The organism is Staphylococcus sp. 11511212, assembly GCF_011394755.1.
In the GTDB taxonomy this organism is placed as follows: domain Bacteria; phylum Bacillota; class Bacilli; order Staphylococcales; family Staphylococcaceae; genus Staphylococcus; species Staphylococcus chromogenes.
On sequence record NZ_JAANBQ010000003.1, the window covers coordinates 255,856 to 278,043 of the forward strand.

A 22,188-nucleotide genomic window follows, 5' to 3' on the forward strand; every position below is an offset into this window, starting at 1 on the left:
GTATTTCATTTATCGAATTAAAGTATGGAGGTTTCAAAATGTCTGAAGAAAAAGATTTTTCTGCACAAGAAACAAACGAAGAAAATACTAACGATGACGTTACTCAAAATGCTGCAGAACCATCAACAAACTCTGATTCAGCATCAACTGAAGAAGTTGATACTGAGGTTAACCAAGAGGATGTTGATCCAAAAGACGAGGAAATTGCGTCATTAAAAACTCAAGTTGATCAAGAACAAGAAAAATATTTACGTCTCTATGCTGAGTTTGAAAATTATAAAAGACGTATCCAAAAAGAAAATGACACACAAAGAAAATATCAAGCACAGGGGGTTTTAAGTGATGTCCTACCTGCTTTAGATAATTTCGAACGTGCCTTACAAATAGAAGGTGATGATGAATCATTCAATTCACTTAAAAAAGGGGTAGAAATGGTTTATAGTAGCCTTGTTAAAGCTTTAGAAGACAACGGTCTTGAAGCGATTAAATCAGAAGGTGAGGCGTTTGATCCAAACTATCACCAAGCTGTTGTTCAAGATAATAATCCAGATTTCGAATCTGGACATATTACTGAGGAACTGCAAAAAGGTTACAAATTAAAAGATCGCGTTTTAAGACCTTCAATGGTAAAAGTAAATCAATAGTTTTGACGAAACTTACCAACCTATGTAAAAATAACAATGTTTGAATTTAGGAGGAATTTGATTATGAGTAAAGTAATTGGAATTGACTTAGGAACAACAAACTCTTGTGTATCTGTATTAGAAGGCGATGAGCCAAAAGTAATCCAAAATCCAGAAGGCGCACGTACAACTCCTTCAGTTGTTGCATTTAAAAATGGTGAAACTCAAGTCGGAGAAGTAGCAAAACGTCAAGCCATCACAAACCCAAATACGATCCAATCCATTAAACGTCATATGGGTACAGATTATAAAGAAAATATTGATGGTAAAGACTACACACCACAAGAAATTTCAGCGATGATTCTACAAAACTTAAAAAATACTGCTGAAAGTTATTTAGGCGAAAAAGTTGAAAAAGCAGTTATTACAGTTCCTGCATACTTTAACGATGGTGAACGTCAAGCAACTAAAGATGCTGGTAAAATTGCTGGTTTAGAAGTAGAACGTATCATTAATGAACCAACAGCTGCTGCTTTAGCTTATGGTTTAGATAAAACTGATAAAGATGAAAAAGTGCTTGTATTCGACCTTGGTGGCGGTACATTCGACGTATCTATCCTTGAATTAGGCGATGGTGTATTTGAAGTATTATCAACTGCAGGGGATAATCGTCTCGGCGGTGATGATTTTGACCAAGTCATTATCGACTATTTAGTACAAGAATTTAAATCAGAAAATGGCGTTGACCTTTCTAAAGATAAAATGGCATTACAACGTCTAAAAGATGCGGCTGAAAAAGCGAAAAAAGACTTATCAGGTGTATCTTCAACTCAAATTTCATTACCATTCATCTCAGCAGGTGAAGCAGGTCCATTACATTTAGAAACAACATTATCTCGTGCTAAATTTGAAGAATTAGCAGATCATTTAATCGCTAAAACAATGGAACCTACACGTCAAGCATTAAGTGATGCTGGCTTAACTAAATCAGATATCGACGAAGTAATCTTAGTAGGTGGTTCAACACGTATTCCGGCAGTTCAAGAAGCAATCAAAAAAGAAATCGGAAAAGAACCTAACAAAGGCGTTAACCCTGACGAAGTTGTTGCAATGGGTGCTGCAATTCAAGGTGGCGTTATCACTGGTGACGTTAAAGACGTTGTATTACTAGACGTTACTCCACTTTCATTAGGTATTGAAATTATGGGAGGCCGTATGAATACGTTAATTGAACGTAATACAACTATCCCTACTTCAAAATCTCAAGTTTACTCAACAGCAGCAGATAATCAACCTGCAGTGGATATTCATGTATTACAAGGTGAACGTCCGATGGCATCAGATAACAAAACACTTGGTCGTTTCCAATTAACAGACATCCCACCAGCTCCACGCGGTGTACCACAAATCGAAGTGACATTTGATATTGATAAAAACGGTATCGTTAACGTTACTGCTAAAGATTTAGGTACTAATAAAGAACAAAATATTACAATCGAGTCATCATCATCACTTTCAGATGACGAAATCGATCGTATGGTGAAAGATGCTGAGCAAAATGCTGAAGCTGACAAAAAACGTCGTGAAGAAGTAGACTTACGTAATGAAGCAGATCAACTTGTTTTCCAAGTAGATAAAACATTAACTGATTTAGGTGACAACGTAAGTGAAGATGATAAAAAAGATGCAGAAGCTAAGAAAGATGACTTAAAAGCTGCACTTGAAGGTAACGATATTGAAGATATTAAATCTAAAAAAGAAGCGCTTGAACAAGTCGTTCAACAATTATCAATGAAAGTATATGAACAAGCACAACAAGCGCAACAAGCTCAAGGTCAACAAGGTCAATCATCTCAACAAGATGATACCGTTGAAGATGCAGACTTTAAAGAAGTTAAAGACGACGATAATAAATAATGTTTGTGTTAAAATAAGCACATATCAATAGTCTATCAATATAAAATAGAGGGGCTAGGACAGCAACGTCCCAGCCCTTTTTTATTCATAAGAAGGTTAAAAGGGAGCGATAGCATTGGCAAAAAGAGACTACTATGAAGTCCTAGGCGTAGATAAAAATGCTAGTAAAGACGAAATCAAAAAAGCATATCGTAAATTATCAAAAAAATATCATCCTGACATTAATAAAGAAGAGGGTTCTGACGCTAAGTTCAAAGAAATTAGTGAGGCCTATGAAGTCTTAAGTGATGAGCAAAAAAGAAAACAATATGATCAATTTGGACATGCAGGTGCTCAAGGTGGCTTTAATCAAGGCTTTGGTGGTCAAGACTTTTCAGGTTTTGGTGGCGCAGGTTTTGAAGACATCTTTAGTTCTTTCTTTGGTGGACAACGCCAACGTGATCCAAACGCCCCTCGTAAGGGAGACGATTTACAATATTCGATGACGGTGACGTTTGAAGAAGCTGTTTTTGGTACTAATAAAGAAATCACGGTTCGTAAAGATGTGACTTGTCATACATGTGATGGTGATGGCGCAAAACCGGGTACGAAAAAGAAAACATGTTCTTATTGTAAAGGGTCAGGCCATGTCTCAGTAGAACAAAATACAATCCTTGGTCGTGTACGTACAGAAAAAGTGTGTCCTCAATGTAATGGCTCAGGAGAAGAATTTGAAGAAGCATGTCCAACTTGTCATGGACGTGGAACAGAAACTAAAAATGTCAAAATTCAAGTTACTGTCCCTGAAGGCGTCGACAACGATCAACAAATCCGCTTAGCGGGTGAAGGTGCTCCCGGTGAAAATGGGGGTCCTGCTGGAGATCTATTTGTCGTTTTCCGCGTAAAACCGTCTGATAAGTTTACACGTGATGGAGATGACATCTTATATAAACAATCCATTAGTTTTGCACAAGCTGCGTTAGGTGATGAAATTAAAGTACCTACTTTAAATGGTCAAATCATGTTAACTGTTCCAGCAGGTACACAGTCGGGTAAACAGTTCCGTTTGAAAGGCAAAGGCGTTAAAAACGTACATGGATACGGGCATGGAGATTTATTTGTTAACATCCGAGTTGAAACACCAACAAACCTAAACGAAAAACAACGTGATTTGCTTAAAGCATTTGCCGAAGAAAGTGGAGAATCTATTTCAGAACAACCTTCAAATTTCAAAGATAAAGCACGTCGTTTCTTTAAAGGAGAATAGATGATGAAGTGGATAGAATTATCTGTAGTTGTTAATTCCGACGCTGAAGAAAGTGTCACGGAAATCCTTCAAAATGCAGGTTCGAATGGAGTCGCAATTGAAGATTCAAATGAAATACACCGTGTCCGTGAAGATAAATATGGTGAAATTTTCGATTTAAATCCGAACGATTATCCTAAGCAACATATGGTTATTAAAGCATACTATAATGAAACCCAATTTTCCCAATCGTTCTTTGAAAATATAAAAAGCCAAATTTCGAATTTAGAAATGGTAGATCCTAGCGTCTTTCAAAGTGACTATAAAGAAATTGAAGAGTCTGATTGGGAAAATGAATGGAAAAACTACTTTCATCCGTTCCAAGCTTCAGAACGTTTTTATATTGTCCCAAGTTGGGAAACTGTTTCAAAAGAGGAAAACCATTTATATATTGAACTCGATCCGGGTATGGCGTTTGGAACAGGGGACCATCCCACAACAAGTATGTGTTTAAAAGCAATTGAAAAAATTATCGAACCTCATCATGATGTAATAGATGTCGGCACTGGTTCAGGTATTTTGAGTATTGCCGCACATCTATTAGGTGCAAACCATATCAAAGCCATTGACTTAGATGAAATGGCAGTACAAGTGGCCAAAGAAAATTTCGTTAAAAATCATTGTGAGGCAGCCATTGAAACAACTACAGGTAATTTATTAAACGACGAAAGTAACCAATATGATGTCGTTATTGCCAATATTCTTGCCCATGTTATCACATTAATGGTGGAAGAAGCCTATGCTAGACTTCATTCAAAAGGGTATTTTGTCGCTTCTGGTATAATTGAAGAGAAAGCTGACGAAATAAAAACACAGATGAAGCAAGCAGGATTTAAAATTAACGAGACGCAACACGATAATGGTTGGGTCTGTATAACCGGACAAAAGGTGTGAAAACGATGCAACGTTATTTTTTAAATGAAAACGCTGAACGCCATCAGCGTTTTTTTATAACAAATGAAGAAGATATCCACCATATCCGTGCTGTCATGCGAATGGCCGAAGGGGAAAGTGTCATTATCAATTTTAAAGAAAAGCGCACATTTGAAGCTAAAATTATCTCCATTGAAAATACGCATGTAGAAATTGAAACAACGCAAGAACTTTCTATTAATTCTGAATTACCTGTTAAGGTCACTATTTGTAGTGGCCTCATTAAAAGCGACAAGTATGAATGGTTACTGCAAAAAGCAACAGAACTTGGTGCGTCTCATTTTATCTCCACACATATGGAACGGTCTGTCGTTAAACTTAATGATCAAAAAGCTCAGAAAAAATGCCTTCGTTGGCAAAAAATTGTTAAAGAGGCCGCTGAACAAAGTTATCGCCAACTGATTCCTGATGTAGAATTTATATCGAAATTCAGCTCTATTTATGATATGATTAGTCAATATGATTATGTACTTATGGCTTATGAAGAAACAGCTAAACAAGGCGAGACCGCTCTTTTCAAGAAAAAGTTACAAGAAATTCAACCCGGTTCCACAGTACTTATGATGTTTGGACCTGAGGGAGGGTTTTCACCAAATGAAATTAATGACTTACATGACAAAGTCACATACGTTGGTTTAGGTCCACGTATTTTGCGAGCAGAAACTGCACCCTTATATGCTTTAAGTGCGTTGAGTTATGAATTTGATTTAAATTAGATAAAATGAGGTGAATTTATGTCAACCGTTGCATTTCATACTTTAGGTTGTAAAGTTAACCATTATGAAACAGAAGCCATTTGGCAACTATTTAAAGAAGCGTCTTATGAACGCGTTGACTTCGAACAAAATGCAGATGTATTTGTTATTAATACATGTACTGTAACCAATACAGGTGATAAAAAAAGCCGTCAAGTGATACGTCGTGCCATCCGAAACAATCCTGATGCAGTCGTTTGTGTAACAGGTTGTTACGCTCAAACTTCTTCAGCAGAAATCATGGAGATTCCAGGTGTAGATATTGTTGTAGGTACACAAGACAGACATAAGTTATTGACTTACATTGAAACTTATAAAAATGAACGTCAGCCAATTAACGGTGTAAGTAACATTATGAAAAACCGAACTTATGAAGAGTTAGATGTGCCTTATTTTACAGATAGAACACGTGCTTCTTTAAAAATTCAAGAAGGTTGTAATAACTTTTGTACGTTTTGCATTATCCCTTGGGCAAGAGGTTTAATGCGTTCACGTGATCCACAAAAAGTGGTTGAACAAGCAACAACGCTTGTGAACTCCGGTTATAAAGAAATTGTATTGACGGGGATTCATACTGGTGGATACGGTCAAGACTTAAAAGATTATAATTTAGCCCAGCTTTTAAGAGATCTTGAAGAAATTGAAGGCTTAGAACGTATTCGTATTTCTTCTATCGAAGCAAGCCAATTGACTGATGAAGTGATTGAGGTGCTTCAAAACTCTTCAAAAGTGGTACGTCATTTACATGTTCCTTTACAATCTGGGTCTGATAGTGTCTTAAAACGTATGAGACGTAAATACTCGATGGCCCACTTTTCTGAAAGAATCACAAAGTTACATGAGGCTTTACCCGGCTTAGCCATCACTAGTGATGTTATTGTAGGCTTTCCAGGAGAGACAGAACAAGAGTTCCAAGAAACTTATGATTTCATTGTCAATCATCATTTTTCTGAATTACACGTCTTTCCGTATTCACAACGTATAGGAACACCTGCCGCAAGAATGGATAATCAAATTGATGAAAGCGTAAAAAATGAACGTGTTCATCGTCTCATTGAATTAAGCGATCAACTTGCTAAATCGTATGCTTCTCATTTTGAGAATGACGTTCTAGAAGTGATTCCAGAAGAAAAGGGCTCTGAAGATGGAGTGTTAGTTGGCTATGCTGATAATTACATGAAAGTGCAATTTTCCGGAGATGAATCTCTTATTGGACAAATTTGCAAAGTTAAAATTTCTAAAGCCGGATATCCTATTAATGAAGGTCATTTATTGAGAGTGGTGGAACACGCTTCAAACAAATCAGAAGAAGAGATACTTATTTAAACAGAAATTGTATAATTCAACATTGACCATAATTAAGATTTAACTTATACTAGTGTTTACATGGCACAAACTTGTGACATGTAAACACTGAATAAAAGTTTTCTTGATAGTTGGAGGGAGGGAAATACAGATGTCTAAAACAGTAGTCCGTAAAAACGAATCATTAGAAGATGCTTTACGTCGTTTTAAACGCTCAGTTTCTAAAAGCGGTACAATCCAAGAAGTTCGTAAACGCGAATTCTATGAAAAACCAAGTGTAAAACGTAAAAAGAAATCTGAAGCGGCTCGTAAACGTAAATTCAGATAATTTTAACCTATCATTGTATTGAACTCCCTCAACGTTCAAATTAAATGATAAATAAAACCTCAAACACCTTTTTTATAAAGGCTGTTTGAGGTTTTTTGTTGTTTCTGAATATATTCATTTTCATTTAACTTTATCACTATTAGTATGCAAGAATTTCATGTATACTACAAAGAGAGAGTGAGGTGTCTGTTTCATGCCGTTTTCAATACATATGCTAGAGGTTCTTAGCTCAACGCAAAATCAAAATCTTGCAACAACTTTTTCAAGTTGGATAACAAACCCAACGGTATCATTACTTCTTTTATGTATCTTGTTTTTAGGGTTTGTGTATCAACTCTATTCAAAATCATTTAATTGGGTTGGTATTCTAGCAATATTAGCTTTACTTTTAATCTTTTTAGGCTTTTTAGTCGAAGGGACTATTTCCGCAATTACTATCATCATATTCTGTATTGGTGTGCTTCTTGTTATTATTGAATTATTTGTCGTCGGTGCTGTGTTAGGCTTAATAGGTATGGCCTTAATCATCTTTAGTATTATTACGATGGGTGATAATCTTCCAATTATGCTCCTAAACGTATGCATCGCATTAATTCTTGCTATTATAGAATGGGTGATTTTAGTGAAATTTTTCAAGAAAAAAATATCCTTTTTTGAAAACGTCGTCCTAAAAGATTCGACTAACAAAGAGTCTGGTTATTCGTCACACAATGATCGTTCATATCTTGTGGGTACAACTGCAATGACACTTACAGATTTACGTCCCGCTGGGATCATCTTATATGATAACGAACGTATAGATGCTGTATCAGAGGGCTCTTTCATCAATAAAGATATCAAAGTTGAAATCATTGAAGTTGAAGGTACTCGCGTAGTTGTACGTGAATTGAATAAAAATTAAAGGAGTGTCAATATGTTTACAACTGGATTTATTTCTTTCATCGTGATTGTTGTATTGATCATCGTTGCACTAATGATACTATTTTCATTTGTGCCTGTGGGTCTCTGGATTTCAGCGCTTGCTGCTGGTGTCCATGTTGGAATTGGAACTTTAGTAGGAATGCGTTTACGTCGTGTTTCTCCAAGAAAAGTAATTGGACCATTAATTAAAGCCCATAAAGCCGGCTTAAAATTAACAACTAATCAGTTAGAATCGCATTATTTAGCTGGTGGTAATGTAGACCGCGTTGTAGATGCTAATATTGCAGCGCAACGTGCAGATATCAACTTGCCTTTTGAACGTGGTGCAGCCATTGATTTAGCTGGACGTGACGTTTTAGAAGCCGTACAAATGTCTGTAAACCCTAAAGTTATTGAAACACCATTTATTGCGGGTGTCGCTATGAATGGTATTGAAGTCAAAGCCAAAGCTCGCATTACTGTACGGGCAAACATTTCTCGACTTGTTGGGGGTGCCGGAGAAGATACAATTATTGCCCGTGTGGGTGAAGGGATAGTTTCTACAATCGGTTCTAGTCAGCATCACACTGAAGTTTTAGAAAATCCCGATAATATATCTAAAACAGTATTAAGTAAAGGTTTAGATTCTGGTACCGCTTTTGAAATCTTATCAATCGATATTGCAGATGTTGATATTAGTAAAAACATTGGTGCCGATTTACAAACCGAACAAGCGATTGCTGATAAAAACATAGCACAAGCAAAAGCAGAAGAAAGACGTGCGATGGCTGTTGCTCAAGAACAAGAAATGAAAGCACGCGTTCAAGAAATGCATGCTAAAGTTGTTGAAGCAGAAGCGGAAGTTCCTCTTGCAATGGCAGAAGCATTACGTTCTGGAAATATCGGTGTCAAAGATTATTATAATTTAAAAAATATTGAAGCTGATACTGGCATGAGAGAAGCAATTAATAAGAGTTCACAAAACGCTAAAGAAAATCATAATGAACAGTAATGGGGTGAGGTTATGAGCATAGGATTGATTATTTTTATCATTAGCGTCATCGTAACAATCATTTCAGCGGTTAATGATAAAAGTCATGAAAAGCGCAAGCAAACGCCTCCACCACCTTCACAATCGAATCAATCCAAATCTTTTATGGAAAAAATTGAAAAAACTTTAAAAGAGATGGAAACTGAACTAGATAAAGAATTTGATGAAGTACCAAAAGCACCAAAAGAAAAAACAACACAGCCCAAACCTATCCAACATGATATCCCACGTTCCCCAACTGAAACACAACAAACACCAGAAGTTGCTCCAAGGCGCGCACAAAACTCGCGAAAAGATCAACAAGAGGTGCAAAAGGAATTATGGGAAACGTTACAGGGAGATATTACTTCATTAGACGAACAATTAAATCGAGAACGTCAAAAACAAATTAGTCATATTGAACGGCGAGCAAAAAGTATCATCGAAGATCAGTACCTTTCTCCAAGAGCAAAAAGAATCAAGCTAAAACAACTGTTAGCGAATTCAAGGAAGCGCCAACAAATGAAAGGTGATCTCACTTTTTCTGATAATGAAGTCGTTAATGGGATTATTTGGGCAGAGGTCATTGATAAACGGAAACAACTAAACTAACTCACTTTCAAATGAGATGAAGTAGGGGGAATAATGGTTGAATATAAGTTTTTTAGATAAACAATCTAACCCTCTATGTTATCTTAAAATAAAAAGGACTCAGATGATGAAAATTTGAGTCCTTTTCTTATGCTTAATTTAATTTGTAAATCGTAATATGTTTTATAAATGGAATTGCGTCTTCATTATTGCAACCTCATTTACATTCCTAAAGGTTCAGTTCAAATAGGTGCATTTAATTGTTTACTCCATGATATAATAAGAATAAACATGTTAGGTTAAGTATTGAATGCATTCAAACATGTTTGGTACATTAATCATACATTATCAGTAAAGGAGCAAGTATATGCCTGAAATGATTCAAATCGATGACATACATCAAGCTCAAGCGTTATTTGGAAATAATGATGAGTATATTCATTTAATAGAAGATGCTTTTGATGTTGTTATTCACGCAAGGGGTCAAGAAGTGGCTGTTCAAGGTCAACAATTAAACGAAGTCTCACAAGCAGAAGAAGTGCTAAAAAACTTATTAAAAGTAATTGAACAAGGGGCTTCAATTTCTGTCAAAGATGTACAAGCGGCTATAAAAATGGCTAAAAACGGAACGATTCAAAACCTTATTGATTTATACGAAGAGGAAATTGCACGAGATGCTCATGGGAAAATTATTCGTGCAAAAACCATGGGGCAAAGAATGTATATTCATGCTATTAAAAATCATGATCTCGTTTTCGGTATTGGCCCTGCAGGAACAGGGAAAACATTTCTAGCTGTTGTCTTCGCTGCAAAAGCTTTACGTGCAGGCCAAGTTAAGCGTATCGTTTTAACAAGACCTGCTGTTGAAGCGGGAGAATCATTAGGATTTTTACCCGGCGACTTAAAAGAGAAAGTTGACCCATACTTACGACCGCTTTATGATGGTTTGAATACTGTATTAGGTGCAGAGGCTACCGAAAGACTCATTGAAAAAGGCGTCATAGAGATTGCACCTTTAGCTTATATGAGGGGACGTACCCTTGAAGATGCATTTGTTATCCTTGATGAAGCTCAAAATACAACTCATGCACAAATGAAAATGTTTTTAACGCGCCTAGGATTCGGATCAAAAATGGTCGTCACTGGCGATAAAACACAAATTGACCTACCTAAAGGGATTAAAAGTGGTCTAATTGAAGCAGAAACAAGACTGCAATCTGTTAAAGGGTTAAGTATTCAATACTTAGATCAAGCAGATGTCGTTCGTCATCCATTAGTAGGCCGCATCATTTCAAGATATGAGGAGGAAGCTTGATGTTTACAATAGACTTTACAGATCATACTGGAGAAGTTCAAAACGAATGGTTTCAACATATTGAAGCACTTTTAACCTTTGCTAAAGAATTTGAACGAATTACAGATGATGCAGAATTATCATTTTCATTTGTGAACAAAGAAGAAATCCAAGCGATTAATCGAGATTATCGTCAAAAAGATAAAGTGACGGATGTTATCTCCTTTGCTTTTGAGGAAGAGGAGCCTATTATTGAAGGCGTAGACATGCCACGCATACTAGGAGATATTATTATTTGTGCAGATGTCGCTGCAGAACAAGCTCAAGCCTATAACCATTCTTTTGAGAGAGAATTAGGCTTTTTAGCGCTTCATGGATTTTTACATTTACTCGGCTATGATCATATGACTGAAGCAGATGAAAAAGAAATGTTTCAACGACAAGATGATATTCTTAATAAATATGGGTTGACAAGAGATAAATGATAAAACGTTTTAAACCTGCCGTTGAGGGAGGTTTGACATTATTACGTAAAGACGCCAATTTTTTGATTCATATCGTCGCAGCAATTCTTGTCGTTATTTTAGGAGTTTATTTTGACGTATCAAAATTTGAATGGTTCTTTTTATTAATTGCTATTTTTAGTGTACTTATTACTGAGGCAATCAATACAGCAATCGAATATGCGGTGGATTTAACCACTGAAGATTATCACATTTGGGCAAAGTACGCCAAAGACATTGCTGCATTTAGTGTGTTACTCGCTTCAATATTTTCAATCATTATTGGTTTAATGATTTTTCTTCCAAGACTATTTTAAGGGCGTGATATTTTATGAGTTATACAGAACACCATTTCAACGAAGTAAGAAAAGCACAACAAAACGCGTATGCACCTTACAGTCAATTTAAAGTAGGGGCATATTTAAAAACAAAAGATGGACAAGCATTTTATGGCGCAAATGTAGAAAATGCGGCTTACCCATCGACAATCTGTGCTGAGCGTTCAGCACTTGTCTCTGCGATAGCACAAGGTTATCGTCCAGGAGACTTTGAATCTATCACTGTCACTGTTGATAGTCCAGAGGTTTCTTCACCTTGTGGTTCATGTCGACAAGTACTTAAAGAGTTGTGTGATGATGATATGCCCGTTTATATGACGAACCAGACAGGTAACATGAAAATGTTAACTGTTGCAGAATTATTACCATTAGGCTTTTCAGGAAAGGATTTAAAATAACATGAACGAATACAAGTCAGGATTTGTAACTATCATTGGTCGTCCAAATGTGGGTAAATCGACATTTGTTAACCGAGTTATCGGACATAAAATCGCTATAATGTCCGATAAAGCCCAGACTACACGTAATAAAATCCAAGGCGTGATGACAACAAATGATGCTCAAATCATATTTTTAGACACGCCAGGTATTCACAAACCTAAACATAAATTAGGCGATTATATGATGAAAGTTGCTAAAAACACACTGTCCGAAATTGATGCAGTCATGTTTATGGTCAATGTGAATGAAGATATCGGTCGTGGCGATGAATACATTATGGAAATGTTAAAAACAGTTAAAACACCAGTCTTCTTAGTTTTAAATAAGATAGATTTAGTGCATCCAGATGCTTTAATGCCAAAAATTGAAGCTTACCAAAAATATATGGATTTTACAGAGATTATTCCAATTTCTGCTCTCGAGGGTCTTAATATTGATCATTTTATCAGTGTTCTTAAAACTTATTTACCGGAAGGCCCTCAATATTATCCAGATGGTCAAATCTCTGATCACCCTGAACAGTTTGTTGTAAGTGAATTAATCCGTGAAAAAATTCTCGAAACAACGACTGAAGAAATACCACATTCTATTGGTGTTAATGTGGAAAGAATGATTCAAGAATCTGAAGATCGTGTCCGTGTAGAAGCCACTATTTACGTTGAAAGAGACTCGCAAAAAGGGATCGTGATTGGTAAAGGTGGAAAAAAACTTAAAACGATAGGACAAAGAGCGCGTAGAGATATTGAACATTTATTAGGCTCAAAAGTCTATTTAGATTTATGGGTAAAAGTACAAAAAGATTGGAGAAACAAATCTAGTTTTATTAAACAAATGGGATATGTTGAAGATGAATAATAGGAGTTAGGGTGGTGAAGGCATGCTCGTTAAACAAAAAGGCATCATTATTAAAGCAGTCGATTACGGAGAATCCGATCGTATCATCACGATTTTAAATGAGCATGGCGCCAAAATCCCGATTATGGTAAGACGTGCCAAAAAAATTAAATCAGGGGTTCAAGCTACGACACAACCCTTTGTGGAAGCACTGTTTATATTTAATAAATTTCGTGGGATGGGGACGTTAAATTCAATTGATGTGATTCATTTGAATTACAATATGAGGGTAGATATATTTACGAATAGTTATGCGAGTCTTTGTTTAGAAACGATTGAACGCTCAATGGAAAATGATGAGGTCAATCAAGCAAATTATCAATTACTAACATTCGCAATTCAACGAATAAACAATGGCATCTCACCGCAACTCATAGCGAACATTGTTATGTTAAAGTGTTTACCACGTTATGGGGTAACAATTGCACTTGACCATTGCGTGTTATCTCACTCAACTGAAGCCAAATATTTCTCAGCTTATAGTTTTAAATATAACGGTGTTCTCTCCGACCAAAAAAGACATCTAGATGAACACGCTTTACCCCTCTCAAATAAAATGATTTACATTACACATTTACTTCAAACGCTGCCTTTATCTAAAATTAATGAACTCCACGTTCATCAAAATATCATTGATGAAATGTCATCTTTTATACTCTTAATCTATAAAGAATATATAGGCATGTACTTTAAAAGCCAACGTCTCATTAACCAATTAAAAAGAACGCACATAGATGCTTCTTCCAATGACCATTAGTAAATTAAAATAGCCATCAAAATTTATTCTCAGATAAATTTTGATGGCTTCTAAATTATAGAAGGGTGCTATGTTTCAATTATCTCAATTTAGAATTTAACTTTTTCAGCTAAGAAGTCATTAAGTTCATTAATGGACATACGGACCTGTTCCATTGTGTCACGGTCACGTACAGTGACTTGATTATCTTCTAAAGAATCAAAATCAAATGTAATACAATATGGTGTACCAATTTCATCTTGACGGCGATAACGCTTACCAATCGATTGTGATTCGTCAAAGTCTACAACAAAGTCTTCGCTTAATTGTTCATACACTTTTAATGCTTCTTTTGATAATTTTTTACTCAAAGGTAATACCGCTGCTTTATATGGCGCTAAAGCTGGATGGAAATGTAATACTGTACGCGCATCCTTGCTTCCTTCAACACCTTCTTCTTCGTATGCATCACATAAGAATGCGAGTGTTACACGATCAGCACCTAATGATGGCTCAATACAGTATGGAATGTATTTTTCATTAGTTTCAGGATCGTGATATTTAAAGTCTTCACCTGAGTGTTCACTATGTTGTTTTAAGTCATAATCTGTACGACTTGCAATTCCCCATAGTTCTCCCCAACCAAATGGGAATTTATACTCAATATCCGTTGTTGCATTTGAATAGTGTGAAAGTTCGTCTTCGTCATGGTCACGTAAACGCGTATTATCTTTATTTAAACCTAAGTCCGTTAACCATTTTGCAGCATACTCTTTCCAATAAGATTGCCATTCAATTTCTGTACCTGGCTTACAGAAGAATTCTAGTTCCATTTGTTCGAACTCTCGTGTACGGAAAATAAAGTTACCTGGTGTAATCTCATTACGGAATGATTTACCGATTTGGCCGATACCAAAAGGTAACTTTTTACGCATAGAACGTTGAACATTTTTATAATTTACAAATATACCTTGTGCAGTTTCAGGACGTAAAAAGATTTCATTTGTTGAATCTTCAGTAACCCCTTGGAATGTTTTAAACATTAAATTAAATTGACGAATGTCTGTCCAATTTGCAGTGCCGCTCACCGGACAAGTAATACCTTCTTCATCAATAATGCGTTTCATTTCATCAAAACTAAGTCCGTCGGCAATAAAGTTTTCATCACCTTTTTCATTTAGCATGTAATCTTCAATAAGTTTATCGGCACGGTAACGAATCTTACTGTCTTTGTTATCAATCATAGGATCATTAAAGTTTCCTAAATGTCCAGAAGCTTCCCATGTTTTAGGGTTCATTAAAATAGCAGCATCTAAACCGACATTATATGGGGATTGGGTAATGAATTTTTTCCACCATGCTTTTTTAACATTGTTTTTCAACTCAACACCTAATGGGCCGTAATCCCAAGTATTAGCTAAACCACCATAAATTTCACTACCTGGAAAAACAAAACCTCTATGTTTTGCGAGTTGAACAATTTGATCCATATTTTTTTCCATCATCAAACACTCCTTAAAAAATATAAAAAGCCCCAAGCCAAAGAAAATACTTTGCCTTGGGACGAATTAATATAGTTAATCCGCGGTTCCACCCAAATTAGTGTGTCCACTCACTTTTATTCAGATTAATCATTAAGCCATTTTAGTTGTTAAGCTTTCACTATCCTTAACTCGCTTTGATTTAATTTTAAAGTATAGTTAAAAGAATCGCAAGCAAAACATAATTGTCTAGTGGTAGATAAACCGTTATAATATTAAATGTATGTTTTTATGAAAGTCGTATTGATAACTTACTGATTTGTATACTTCATCAAATCAAAACGTTGCATATGAAAATAAATATGATGCTAGTATCTCAAAGGAGGCATTTCTGCTATTTAATTAGCATAACCAGAGGGTTTTAAATGAGCAGAGATCAATATAGAACTGAGTAAACGTCAACAACAAATTGTAGATATTGTAAAAAATTCTGGTCCTATTACAGGTGAAAAAATAGCCGATCAGCTCAATTTAACTCGAGCGACTTTAAGACCTGATTTAGCAATTTTAACCATGGCAGGTTATTTAGAAGCGAGACCGAGGGTAGGATATTTTTATTCAGGAAAATCCAGCTCTCAACTACTTACTGAACAACTTAAACATTATATCGTAAAAGATTATCAGTCTCATCCTGTCATTTTAAAAAGCGATGTCACTGTATATGATGCAATTTGTGCCATTTTTATAGAAGATGTGGGAACATTATTTATTGTAAACGAAGAAAATGATTTAGTAGGAGTGTGCTCAAGAAAAGATTTGTTACGTGCTTCGATGGCAGGTCAAGACATTCATAATATGCCTGTACAAATCATTATGACGAGAATGCCTAATATCGTCTTATTAGAAGAAAATGATCTTTTATTGTATGCCGCCCGACAAATGATTTCTAAAGAAATTGATTCCATTCCAATAGTTAGATCTAAAGGGGATGGCAAATATGCTGTGACAGGCCGTATTTCAAAAACAACTATTACAAAATTGTTTGTGTCTTTATTTGATCAATAGGAGGTTCAACGACTTATGACGAAAGTGAAAATTATCATTGCTTCAGACTCCGTAGGTGAAACAGCGGAACTTGTCGCAAAAGCCTGTATATCCCAGTTTAAAAACGTGGAAAGTAAGGCAGATGTTATTCGATACCCATATATTGAAACCAAACAAAACATTGATGAAATTATCCAATTGGCTAAAGAAAACAATGCTATGATTATTTATACATTGGTTCGTCCAGATATAAGAGATTATATGGCGACGCTAATCATTGAAAATCGTTTAAAATCTGTTGATATCATGGGCCCAATTATGAGCATGATGGAAGAAACGTTTCAACAACAACCGATTAACGAACCAGGTATCGTTCACAAATTAGATGAAGATTATTTTAAAAAGATTGAAGCAATGGAATTTGCGGTGAAATATGACGATGGCAAAGATCCAAAAGGCTTACCTAAGGCAGATATTGTACTTATAGGTGTTTCCAGAACATCAAAAACGCCTATTTCACAATATTTAGCACACAAACGATATAAAGTTATGAATGTACCTATCGTCCCAGAAGTGAATCCACCGGAAATGTTGTTTGAAATCGATCCTAAAAAATGCATCGCCTTAAAAATTACAGCTGAAAAATTAAATGCGATTCGTAAAGAACGCTTAAAACAGTTAGGTCTTTCAGATTCCGCACGTTATGCTACAGATACAAGAATTGAGGAAGAATTAGAATACTTTAATAAAATTGTAGAAAAAATCGGGTGTCCTGTACTAGATGTTTCCAATAAAGCTATTGAAGAAACAGCAAACAATATTATTCAAATTATTGAGCATAATAATTTCTTTTCAAACTAAATTAGAATATAATTAAAAGACTGCCATAAACTGAATTATCGCTATTCATAAAACGATTAAGGTGATATATTTTGAGAATTCCACAATCTACCATTGATCAAATTAAAGAAAATACAGATATATTAGATGTCGTGAGTGAATACGTCAAACTTGAAAAAAGAGGGCGCAATTATATTGGGTTGTGTCCTTTTCATGATGAAAAAACACCATCTTTTACAGTCTCAGAGGACAAGCAAATTTGTCATTGTTTTGGTTGCAAAAAGGGCGGTAATATTTTTCAATTTATCCAAGAAATTGAAAACGTGTCTTTTACTGATGCAGTAAAACAGCTAGGTGACCGAATTAACATTAAAGTCGATGTAGGAGATGAAACGTCCCACCAACAAGTGGCGTCTGATGATTTACAAATGATTCAAATGCATGAAGCACTTGTGGATTATTATCATTATATTCTTACGAAAACTGTAGAAGGTGAAAAAGCACTAAATTATTTATATGAACGCGGCTTCACTGACGACATGATTAAAGAAAGAAAGATTGGCTTATCTCCAGATTCATCTCATTTCGCGACTGATTTGTTCGAAAAAAAAGGTTTTGAGTTACATCTCGCTTATGAAGCAGGCATATTATCTAGAAATGAAACAAATTTTACGTATTATGATCGTTTTAGAGATCGTATCATGTTTCCATTAGCCAATGCGCAAGGGCGAATAGTGGGGTATTCAGGACGTACGTATAAAAATCAAGAACCTAAGTACTTAAATAGTCCTGAATCGCCCATTTTCCAAAAACGTAAACTTCTTTATAATTTGGATCGCGCGCGTAAAACGATTCGTTCAAATGATGAAATGATTCTATTAGAAGGTTTTATGGATGTCATTAAAGCGAGTGACGCAGGTTTACTAAACGTTGTGGCAAGTATGGGGACGCAACTATCAGATGAACATATACATTTTATAAAAAAATTGTGTAATCATGTCACACTTCTATTTGATGGAGATAACGCCGGTACGCTAGCGACTTTGAAAACAGGTCAAGCATTATTAGAACAAAAAATTGATGTATTCGTCGTTCAATTACCTAAAAATATGGATCCAGATGAATATATCGTAAAACATGGCAAACAATCCTTCTTAGATTTTGTAAATACAGAAAAGAAAGCATTTGTACTATACAAACTACTACTCAATCAAGAACAAATAGAAAGCAATGATTTGGCTTATGAGAAGTATTACAAGTCATTTATTACAGATGCTAGTTTAATACAATCGCAAATTATTAAACAAAAAGTGATTCAAGATGCATCGAGATTGTTTAAAATTTCTTCAGATAGTCTAAATAATGAAGTAGAAAAGGTTTTGCCTAAATCTTCTCAATCTTCATCATTTGTGCAACCCACCCAAAAACAATCCGTTCGTTTAAATAAAAATGCGGTTGCTGAAAGAGCCGTTTTAAAACATTTCATAAATGATAAAGATGTTTTTTTAAGTTTTTATAAAAATATTGAAGAAACTGACTTTACAAATGAGTATTTTAAACGTATATTTAATGTTTTACGAGACTTTTATTCAAGTCATGAACAATTTGAAATAAGTGAGTGTATTACCTATATTAATCAGAATGAAATTAAAGAAGCGTTGATATATTTAGTAGATTATCCGCTTAACCATGAACCATATGAGAATGAAATGAATGATTATATACGTGTAATGACCGAACATAGACACTCAGACTCTCTTGAATCACTTCATGAGAAATTACGAGAAGCAACACGTAATAAAGATTTAGAATCTCAGAAATATTATTTAGAGATGATAGTGAATAAAAACAGAAATAGATTGAAGCGTCAAGATTAATATCGGGAGGCCTTTGTATGTCAGATAATCAGGTAAAAGTAATCAAAAAAGAGACCATCGATCCGACTTTAACGTTAGAAGATGTTAAAAAACAACTTATTGAAAAAGGGAAAAAAGAAGGTCACCTTAGTCATGAAGAAGTTGCAGACAAATTGCAAAACTTCGATATGGATTCAGATCAAATGGATGAATTTTTCGATATGATTAACGATAATGATATTCAACTTGTCAACGAAAAAGACAGTTCTGACACAGATGATAAATTGAATCCTAATGATTTAAGTGCGCCTCCAGGTGTAAAAATAAATGACCCTGTACGTATGTATTTGAAAGAAATTGGGCGTGTAGATTTATTAAGTGCACAAGAAGAAATTGAACTTGCCAAAAGAATTGAACAAGGGGATGAAGTGGCAAAAGCCCGTCTAGCTGAAGCGAATTTACGTCTGGTTGTAAGTATTGCGAAACGTTATGTTGGCCGAGGTATGCTTTTCCTTGACCTTATTCAAGAAGGGAATATGGGTCTTATTAAAGCAGTTGAAAAGTTCGATTTTAGTAAAGGATTCAAATTCTCTACGTATGCGACATGGTGGATTAGACAAGCCATTACACGAGCCATTGCAGACCAAGCGCGTACAATTCGAATTCCCGTACACATGGTTGAAACAATTAATAAATTAATTCGTGTACAACGTCAACTATTACAAGACTTAGGTCGTGACCCTGCACCTGAAGAAATTGGTGAAGAAATGGACTTACCACCAGAAAAAGTACGTGAAATTCTTAAAATCGCACAAGAACCTGTTTCTCTTGAAACACCGATTGGTGAAGAGGATGATAGTCATTTAGGTGACTTTATTGAGGACCAAGAAGCTCAGAGTCCTTCTGACCACGCGGCTTATGAGTTATTAAAAGAACAACTGGAGGACGTATTAGATACCTTAACTGATAGAGAAGAGAACGTTTTACGTCTTCGTTTCGGATTAGATGATGGTAGAACACGTACACTTGAAGAAGTAGGTAAAGTGTTTGGCGTGACGCGTGAACGTATCCGCCAAATCGAAGCAAAAGCATTACGTAAACTAAGACACCCAAGTAGAAGCAAACGTCTAAAAGACTTCATGGATTAAAACAAGAAGTGAACTATAAGGCATTAACATCAATTTTAAATGAGTGATGACGTCGTAAGTACTAATTGAATAGGATATAATAAGGGAGGATTCAGCATATCAAATATGTAACTATACTTGATGGCTGTTTTACTCTCTTTATTTTTTTAAAGGAGCAATGTAATGATACCAATCAATCGTCGTTTATTAAAAGTAAGTGAATACATAAAAGGAAAAAAGTTAGCCGATATTGGTTCTGACCATGCATACTTACCCATTTATGCAATTCAAAGTGGTCAAATTGAGGAAGCTATTGCTGGAGAAGTCATTAAAGGACCTTTTACTGCAACTCAAAAAAGTGTCGCAGAGCATGGTCTGTCATCAAAAATAAATGTACGACTTGGCGACGGTTTAACGATTTTGAATCATGATGATCACGTGGATACAGTCACTATTTGTGGGATGGGGGGACCATTAATTACACGTATTTTGAAAAATGGTTTTCAACATATTCCAAATTATCCAAGATTAATTCTACAATCAAACATTCAATCTGAACCCATCCGCCGCTTTTTACAAGACCATAACTATAAAATCGTAACAGAAACACTAATTAAAGAACGTGCGCATATATACGAAATTATTGTCGCTGAAAAAGGCACAATGAATTTATCTGAAAAGGATTTTAAATTTGGGCCATTTCTTCATACACTTATTAATGAATTATTTATCGAAAAATGGGAAAGAGAATTAGAAGCATTAGATGAAATCAAACAACATTTAAATCCTGAAAAACATCAAATTCGATTTAATGAAATTACACAACAACAATTGTTGATTAAAGAGGTGTTAAATCAATGAATGTAAAAACGTTATTGTCTCTTCTTGACGAAAAAGTCCCATTCCAGTCTGCTGAAAACTGGGATAATGTTGGACTCTTAATCGGAAATCCTGATAACGAGGTTTCTGGCATAATTACAACATTGGACTGTACTTACGAAGTTGTCCTGGAAGCGATGGATAAAGGGTGCAATACAATTATTGCGCATCATCCATTAATTTTTAAAGGGATGAAGCGAATCGTTGATGATAAAGGCTACGGATCTATTTTATATAAGCTCATCCAAAATAACATCAATTTGATAGCACTCCATACAAATCTTGACGTTCACCCTAAAGGTGTAAATGCAATGTTAGCAGAGCGTATCGGTATTGATGCGCCTAATATATTAGAACAAAATCAAACAACATATTACAAAGTCCAAGTGTTTATTCCCGAAACACATGCCACATCATTTAAAGATGCTATGAGTCGTGCAGGTCTTGCCAAAGAGGGCAATTACGAATATGCCTTTTTTAGTTCAAAAGGAACAGGCCAATTTAAACCTGTGGGCGAAGCAAAACCAACAATTGGTTCATTAGGAGAAGTAGAAAATGTTACAGAAGTAAAAATAGAATTCATGATAGAATCGTTTCAAAAAGAAAAAGCGCGCGCGCTAATTCATGAAGCGCATCCTTATGAAACACCCGTTTATGATTTTATACCGTTAACTAAAAATTTAAATCAAGGGCTTGGTATGATAGGCAAACTTGAAAAATCGTATTCAGTAGAATCTTTTATTAATCATTTAAAAACAACATTAAATATGCCAAGTATTCGATTCATCGGCGATTCTGAAACAGAAATTAATACGGTAGCTATTATTGGTGGGGCCGGAATCGGATATGAACAACTCGCTTTTGAAAAGGGTGCTGATGTTTTTATTACAGGTGATATTAAGCATCATGAAGCATTAGACGCCAAAATTGCAGGTGTCAATTTAATTGATATTAATCATTATAGCGAACACGTCATGAAAGAAGGATTAGTAAACTTGTTATCCGAATGGTTAAAAGCCGACAAAAGTTTTAAAATCATTCCATCTGAAACACATACAGATCCATTCCTTTATTATTAATTTCATCAA

General features: G+C 35.3%; 23 protein-coding genes. 22 read left to right on the top strand and 1 reads right to left on the bottom strand.

Annotated elements, in window-relative coordinates:
• Positions 1–38 precede the first annotated feature (38 nt).
• From grpE to recO, 16 genes are all read left to right on the top strand, one after another.
• The gene (grpE, locus tag G8Y84_RS02670) at positions 39–644 is read left to right on the top strand and encodes a nucleotide exchange factor GrpE (protein ID WP_037574065.1); all 606 of its coding nucleotides are present in this window, start codon (positions 39–41) and stop codon (positions 642–644) included.
• A 63-nt stretch (positions 645–707) separates the two neighbouring features.
• A complete protein-coding gene (dnaK, locus tag G8Y84_RS02675) occupies positions 708–2,540 on the top strand; it encodes a molecular chaperone DnaK (RefSeq protein ID WP_037574062.1) in 1,833 nt (610 codons plus the stop codon).
• A 115-nt stretch (positions 2,541–2,655) separates the two neighbouring features.
• Positions 2,656–3,786: a molecular chaperone DnaJ gene (dnaJ, locus tag G8Y84_RS02680; protein ID WP_037574059.1), complete on the top strand. Its 1,131-nt coding sequence runs from the start codon at positions 2,656–2,658 to the stop codon at positions 3,784–3,786.
• 3 nt (positions 3,787–3,789) lie between these two features.
• Positions 3,790–4,719, top strand: a complete 930-nt coding sequence (gene prmA / locus G8Y84_RS02685) for a 50S ribosomal protein L11 methyltransferase (RefSeq protein WP_103158626.1) — start codon at positions 3,790–3,792, stop codon at positions 4,717–4,719.
• Positions 4,720–4,724: 5 nt separating this feature from the next.
• Positions 4,725–5,474, top strand: a complete 750-nt coding sequence (locus tag G8Y84_RS02690) for a 16S rRNA (uracil(1498)-N(3))-methyltransferase (protein ID WP_103158619.1) — start codon at positions 4,725–4,727, stop codon at positions 5,472–5,474.
• 18 nt (positions 5,475–5,492) lie between these two features.
• Entirely contained in the window at positions 5,493–6,839 is a 1,347-nt protein-coding gene (mtaB, locus tag G8Y84_RS02695) for a tRNA (N(6)-L-threonylcarbamoyladenosine(37)-C(2))-methylthiotransferase MtaB (RefSeq protein WP_037574053.1), read from the top strand.
• Positions 6,840–6,969: 130 nt separating this feature from the next.
• Complete coding sequence (gene rpsU / locus G8Y84_RS02700; protein WP_002471046.1) at positions 6,970–7,146, top strand: 30S ribosomal protein S21; 177 nt, start codon at positions 6,970–6,972, stop codon at positions 7,144–7,146.
• A 193-nt stretch (positions 7,147–7,339) separates the two neighbouring features.
• Positions 7,340–8,047 (top strand): NfeD family protein, encoded by a 708-nt coding sequence (locus G8Y84_RS02705; protein WP_037574050.1) that lies wholly within the window; start codon positions 7,340–7,342, stop codon positions 8,045–8,047.
• 12 nt (positions 8,048–8,059) lie between these two features.
• Complete coding sequence (floA, locus tag G8Y84_RS02710) at positions 8,060–9,058, top strand: flotillin-like protein FloA (protein WP_037574047.1); 999 nt, start codon at positions 8,060–8,062, stop codon at positions 9,056–9,058.
• Between the two features lie 12 nt (positions 9,059–9,070).
• The gene (locus G8Y84_RS02715) at positions 9,071–9,688 is read left to right on the top strand and encodes a hypothetical protein (RefSeq protein WP_037574045.1); all 618 of its coding nucleotides are present in this window, start codon (positions 9,071–9,073) and stop codon (positions 9,686–9,688) included.
• A 346-nt stretch (positions 9,689–10,034) separates the two neighbouring features.
• Positions 10,035–10,982 (top strand): PhoH family protein, encoded by a 948-nt coding sequence (locus G8Y84_RS02720; protein WP_037574043.1) that lies wholly within the window; start codon positions 10,035–10,037, stop codon positions 10,980–10,982.
• The gene (gene ybeY, locus G8Y84_RS02725) at positions 10,982–11,446 is read left to right on the top strand and encodes an rRNA maturation RNase YbeY (protein ID WP_165806097.1); all 465 of its coding nucleotides are present in this window, start codon (positions 10,982–10,984) and stop codon (positions 11,444–11,446) included. Before G8Y84_RS02720 ends, ybeY begins: the two co-directional genes overlap by 1 nt.
• A complete protein-coding gene (locus G8Y84_RS02730) occupies positions 11,446–11,781 on the top strand; it encodes a diacylglycerol kinase family protein (RefSeq protein WP_229717290.1) in 336 nt (111 codons plus the stop codon). Before ybeY ends, G8Y84_RS02730 begins: the two co-directional genes overlap by 1 nt.
• 14 nt (positions 11,782–11,795) lie before the next feature.
• On the top strand, positions 11,796–12,200 hold the full coding sequence (cdd, locus tag G8Y84_RS02735; protein WP_037574034.1) for a cytidine deaminase: 405 nt from the start codon (positions 11,796–11,798) through the stop codon (positions 12,198–12,200).
• A gap of 1 nt (position 12,201) precedes the next feature.
• Entirely contained in the window at positions 12,202–13,098 is an 897-nt protein-coding gene (gene era / locus G8Y84_RS02740) for a GTPase Era (protein ID WP_105965450.1), read from the top strand.
• A gap of 22 nt (positions 13,099–13,120) precedes the next feature.
• Entirely contained in the window at positions 13,121–13,894 is a 774-nt protein-coding gene (gene recO, locus G8Y84_RS02745) for a DNA repair protein RecO (protein ID WP_165806098.1), read from the top strand.
• An 89-nt stretch (positions 13,895–13,983) separates the two neighbouring features.
• Here the strand turns inward: recO and G8Y84_RS02750 are convergent, their stop codons facing one another.
• Positions 13,984–15,375: a glycine--tRNA ligase gene (locus G8Y84_RS02750; RefSeq protein ID WP_037574027.1), complete on the bottom strand. Its 1,392-nt coding sequence runs from the start codon at positions 15,373–15,375 to the stop codon at positions 13,984–13,986.
• 420 nt (positions 15,376–15,795) lie between these two features.
• Between G8Y84_RS02750 and ccpN the strand changes: the two genes are divergently transcribed.
• The 6 genes from ccpN to G8Y84_RS02780 all read left to right on the top strand — a co-directional run bounded on the left by ccpN (position 15,796) and on the right by G8Y84_RS02780 (position 22,179).
• On the top strand, positions 15,796–16,419 hold the full coding sequence (ccpN, locus tag G8Y84_RS02755) for a transcriptional regulator CcpN (protein ID WP_103158618.1): 624 nt from the start codon (positions 15,796–15,798) through the stop codon (positions 16,417–16,419).
• A 15-nt stretch (positions 16,420–16,434) separates the two neighbouring features.
• Complete coding sequence (locus G8Y84_RS02760) at positions 16,435–17,259, top strand: pyruvate, water dikinase regulatory protein (RefSeq protein ID WP_107363426.1); 825 nt, start codon at positions 16,435–16,437, stop codon at positions 17,257–17,259.
• A gap of 71 nt (positions 17,260–17,330) precedes the next feature.
• A complete protein-coding gene (dnaG, locus tag G8Y84_RS02765; RefSeq protein ID WP_136731877.1) occupies positions 17,331–19,115 on the top strand; it encodes a DNA primase in 1,785 nt (594 codons plus the stop codon).
• 17 nt (positions 19,116–19,132) lie between these two features.
• Positions 19,133–20,242, top strand: a complete 1,110-nt coding sequence (gene rpoD / locus G8Y84_RS02770) for an RNA polymerase sigma factor RpoD (RefSeq protein ID WP_019165210.1) — start codon at positions 19,133–19,135, stop codon at positions 20,240–20,242.
• A gap of 162 nt (positions 20,243–20,404) precedes the next feature.
• Entirely contained in the window at positions 20,405–21,082 is a 678-nt protein-coding gene (locus G8Y84_RS02775) for a tRNA (adenine(22)-N(1))-methyltransferase (RefSeq protein ID WP_105965455.1), read from the top strand.
• Positions 21,079–22,179, top strand: coding sequence for a Nif3-like dinuclear metal center hexameric protein (locus tag G8Y84_RS02780; protein ID WP_107363428.1), 1,101 nt, complete (start codon positions 21,079–21,081; stop codon positions 22,177–22,179). The genes G8Y84_RS02775 and G8Y84_RS02780 overlap by 4 nt, the downstream gene beginning before the upstream one ends.
• Positions 22,180–22,188 lie beyond the last annotated feature (9 nt).

Bases quoted from the DNA above. Each gene is read 5' to 3' on its own strand.
- G8Y84_RS02780 (WP_107363428.1), top strand. From the start codon at position 21,079: ATGAATGTAAAAACGTTATTGTCTCTTCTTGACGAAAAAGTCCCATTC.
- recO (WP_165806098.1), top strand. From the start codon at position 13,121: ATGCTCGTTAAACAAAAAGGCATCATTATTAAAGCAGTCGATTACGGA.
- ybeY (WP_165806097.1), top strand. From the start codon at position 10,982: ATGTTTACAATAGACTTTACAGATCATACTGGAGAAGTTCAAAACGAA.
- grpE (WP_037574065.1), top strand. From the start codon at position 39: ATGTCTGAAGAAAAAGATTTTTCTGCACAAGAAACAAACGAAGAAAAT.
- dnaK (WP_037574062.1), top strand. From the start codon at position 708: ATGAGTAAAGTAATTGGAATTGACTTAGGAACAACAAACTCTTGTGTA.
- G8Y84_RS02760 (WP_107363426.1), top strand. From the start codon at position 16,435: ATGACGAAAGTGAAAATTATCATTGCTTCAGACTCCGTAGGTGAAACA.
- prmA (WP_103158626.1), top strand. From the start codon at position 3,790: ATGAAGTGGATAGAATTATCTGTAGTTGTTAATTCCGACGCTGAAGAA.
- rpoD (WP_019165210.1), top strand. From the start codon at position 19,133: ATGTCAGATAATCAGGTAAAAGTAATCAAAAAAGAGACCATCGATCCG.
- mtaB (WP_037574053.1), top strand. From the start codon at position 5,493: ATGTCAACCGTTGCATTTCATACTTTAGGTTGTAAAGTTAACCATTAT.
- G8Y84_RS02750 (WP_037574027.1), bottom strand. From the start codon at position 15,375: ATGGAAAAAAATATGGATCAAATTGTTCAACTCGCAAAACATAGAGGT.
- G8Y84_RS02715 (WP_037574045.1), top strand. From the start codon at position 9,071: ATGAGCATAGGATTGATTATTTTTATCATTAGCGTCATCGTAACAATC.
- era (WP_105965450.1), top strand. From the start codon at position 12,202: ATGAACGAATACAAGTCAGGATTTGTAACTATCATTGGTCGTCCAAAT.
- G8Y84_RS02705 (WP_037574050.1), top strand. From the start codon at position 7,340: ATGCCGTTTTCAATACATATGCTAGAGGTTCTTAGCTCAACGCAAAAT.
- rpsU (WP_002471046.1), top strand. From the start codon at position 6,970: ATGTCTAAAACAGTAGTCCGTAAAAACGAATCATTAGAAGATGCTTTA.
- G8Y84_RS02720 (WP_037574043.1), top strand. From the start codon at position 10,035: ATGCCTGAAATGATTCAAATCGATGACATACATCAAGCTCAAGCGTTA.
- G8Y84_RS02775 (WP_105965455.1), top strand. From the start codon at position 20,405: ATGATACCAATCAATCGTCGTTTATTAAAAGTAAGTGAATACATAAAA.
- G8Y84_RS02690 (WP_103158619.1), top strand. From the start codon at position 4,725: ATGCAACGTTATTTTTTAAATGAAAACGCTGAACGCCATCAGCGTTTT.
- floA (WP_037574047.1), top strand. From the start codon at position 8,060: ATGTTTACAACTGGATTTATTTCTTTCATCGTGATTGTTGTATTGATC.
- cdd (WP_037574034.1), top strand. From the start codon at position 11,796: ATGAGTTATACAGAACACCATTTCAACGAAGTAAGAAAAGCACAACAA.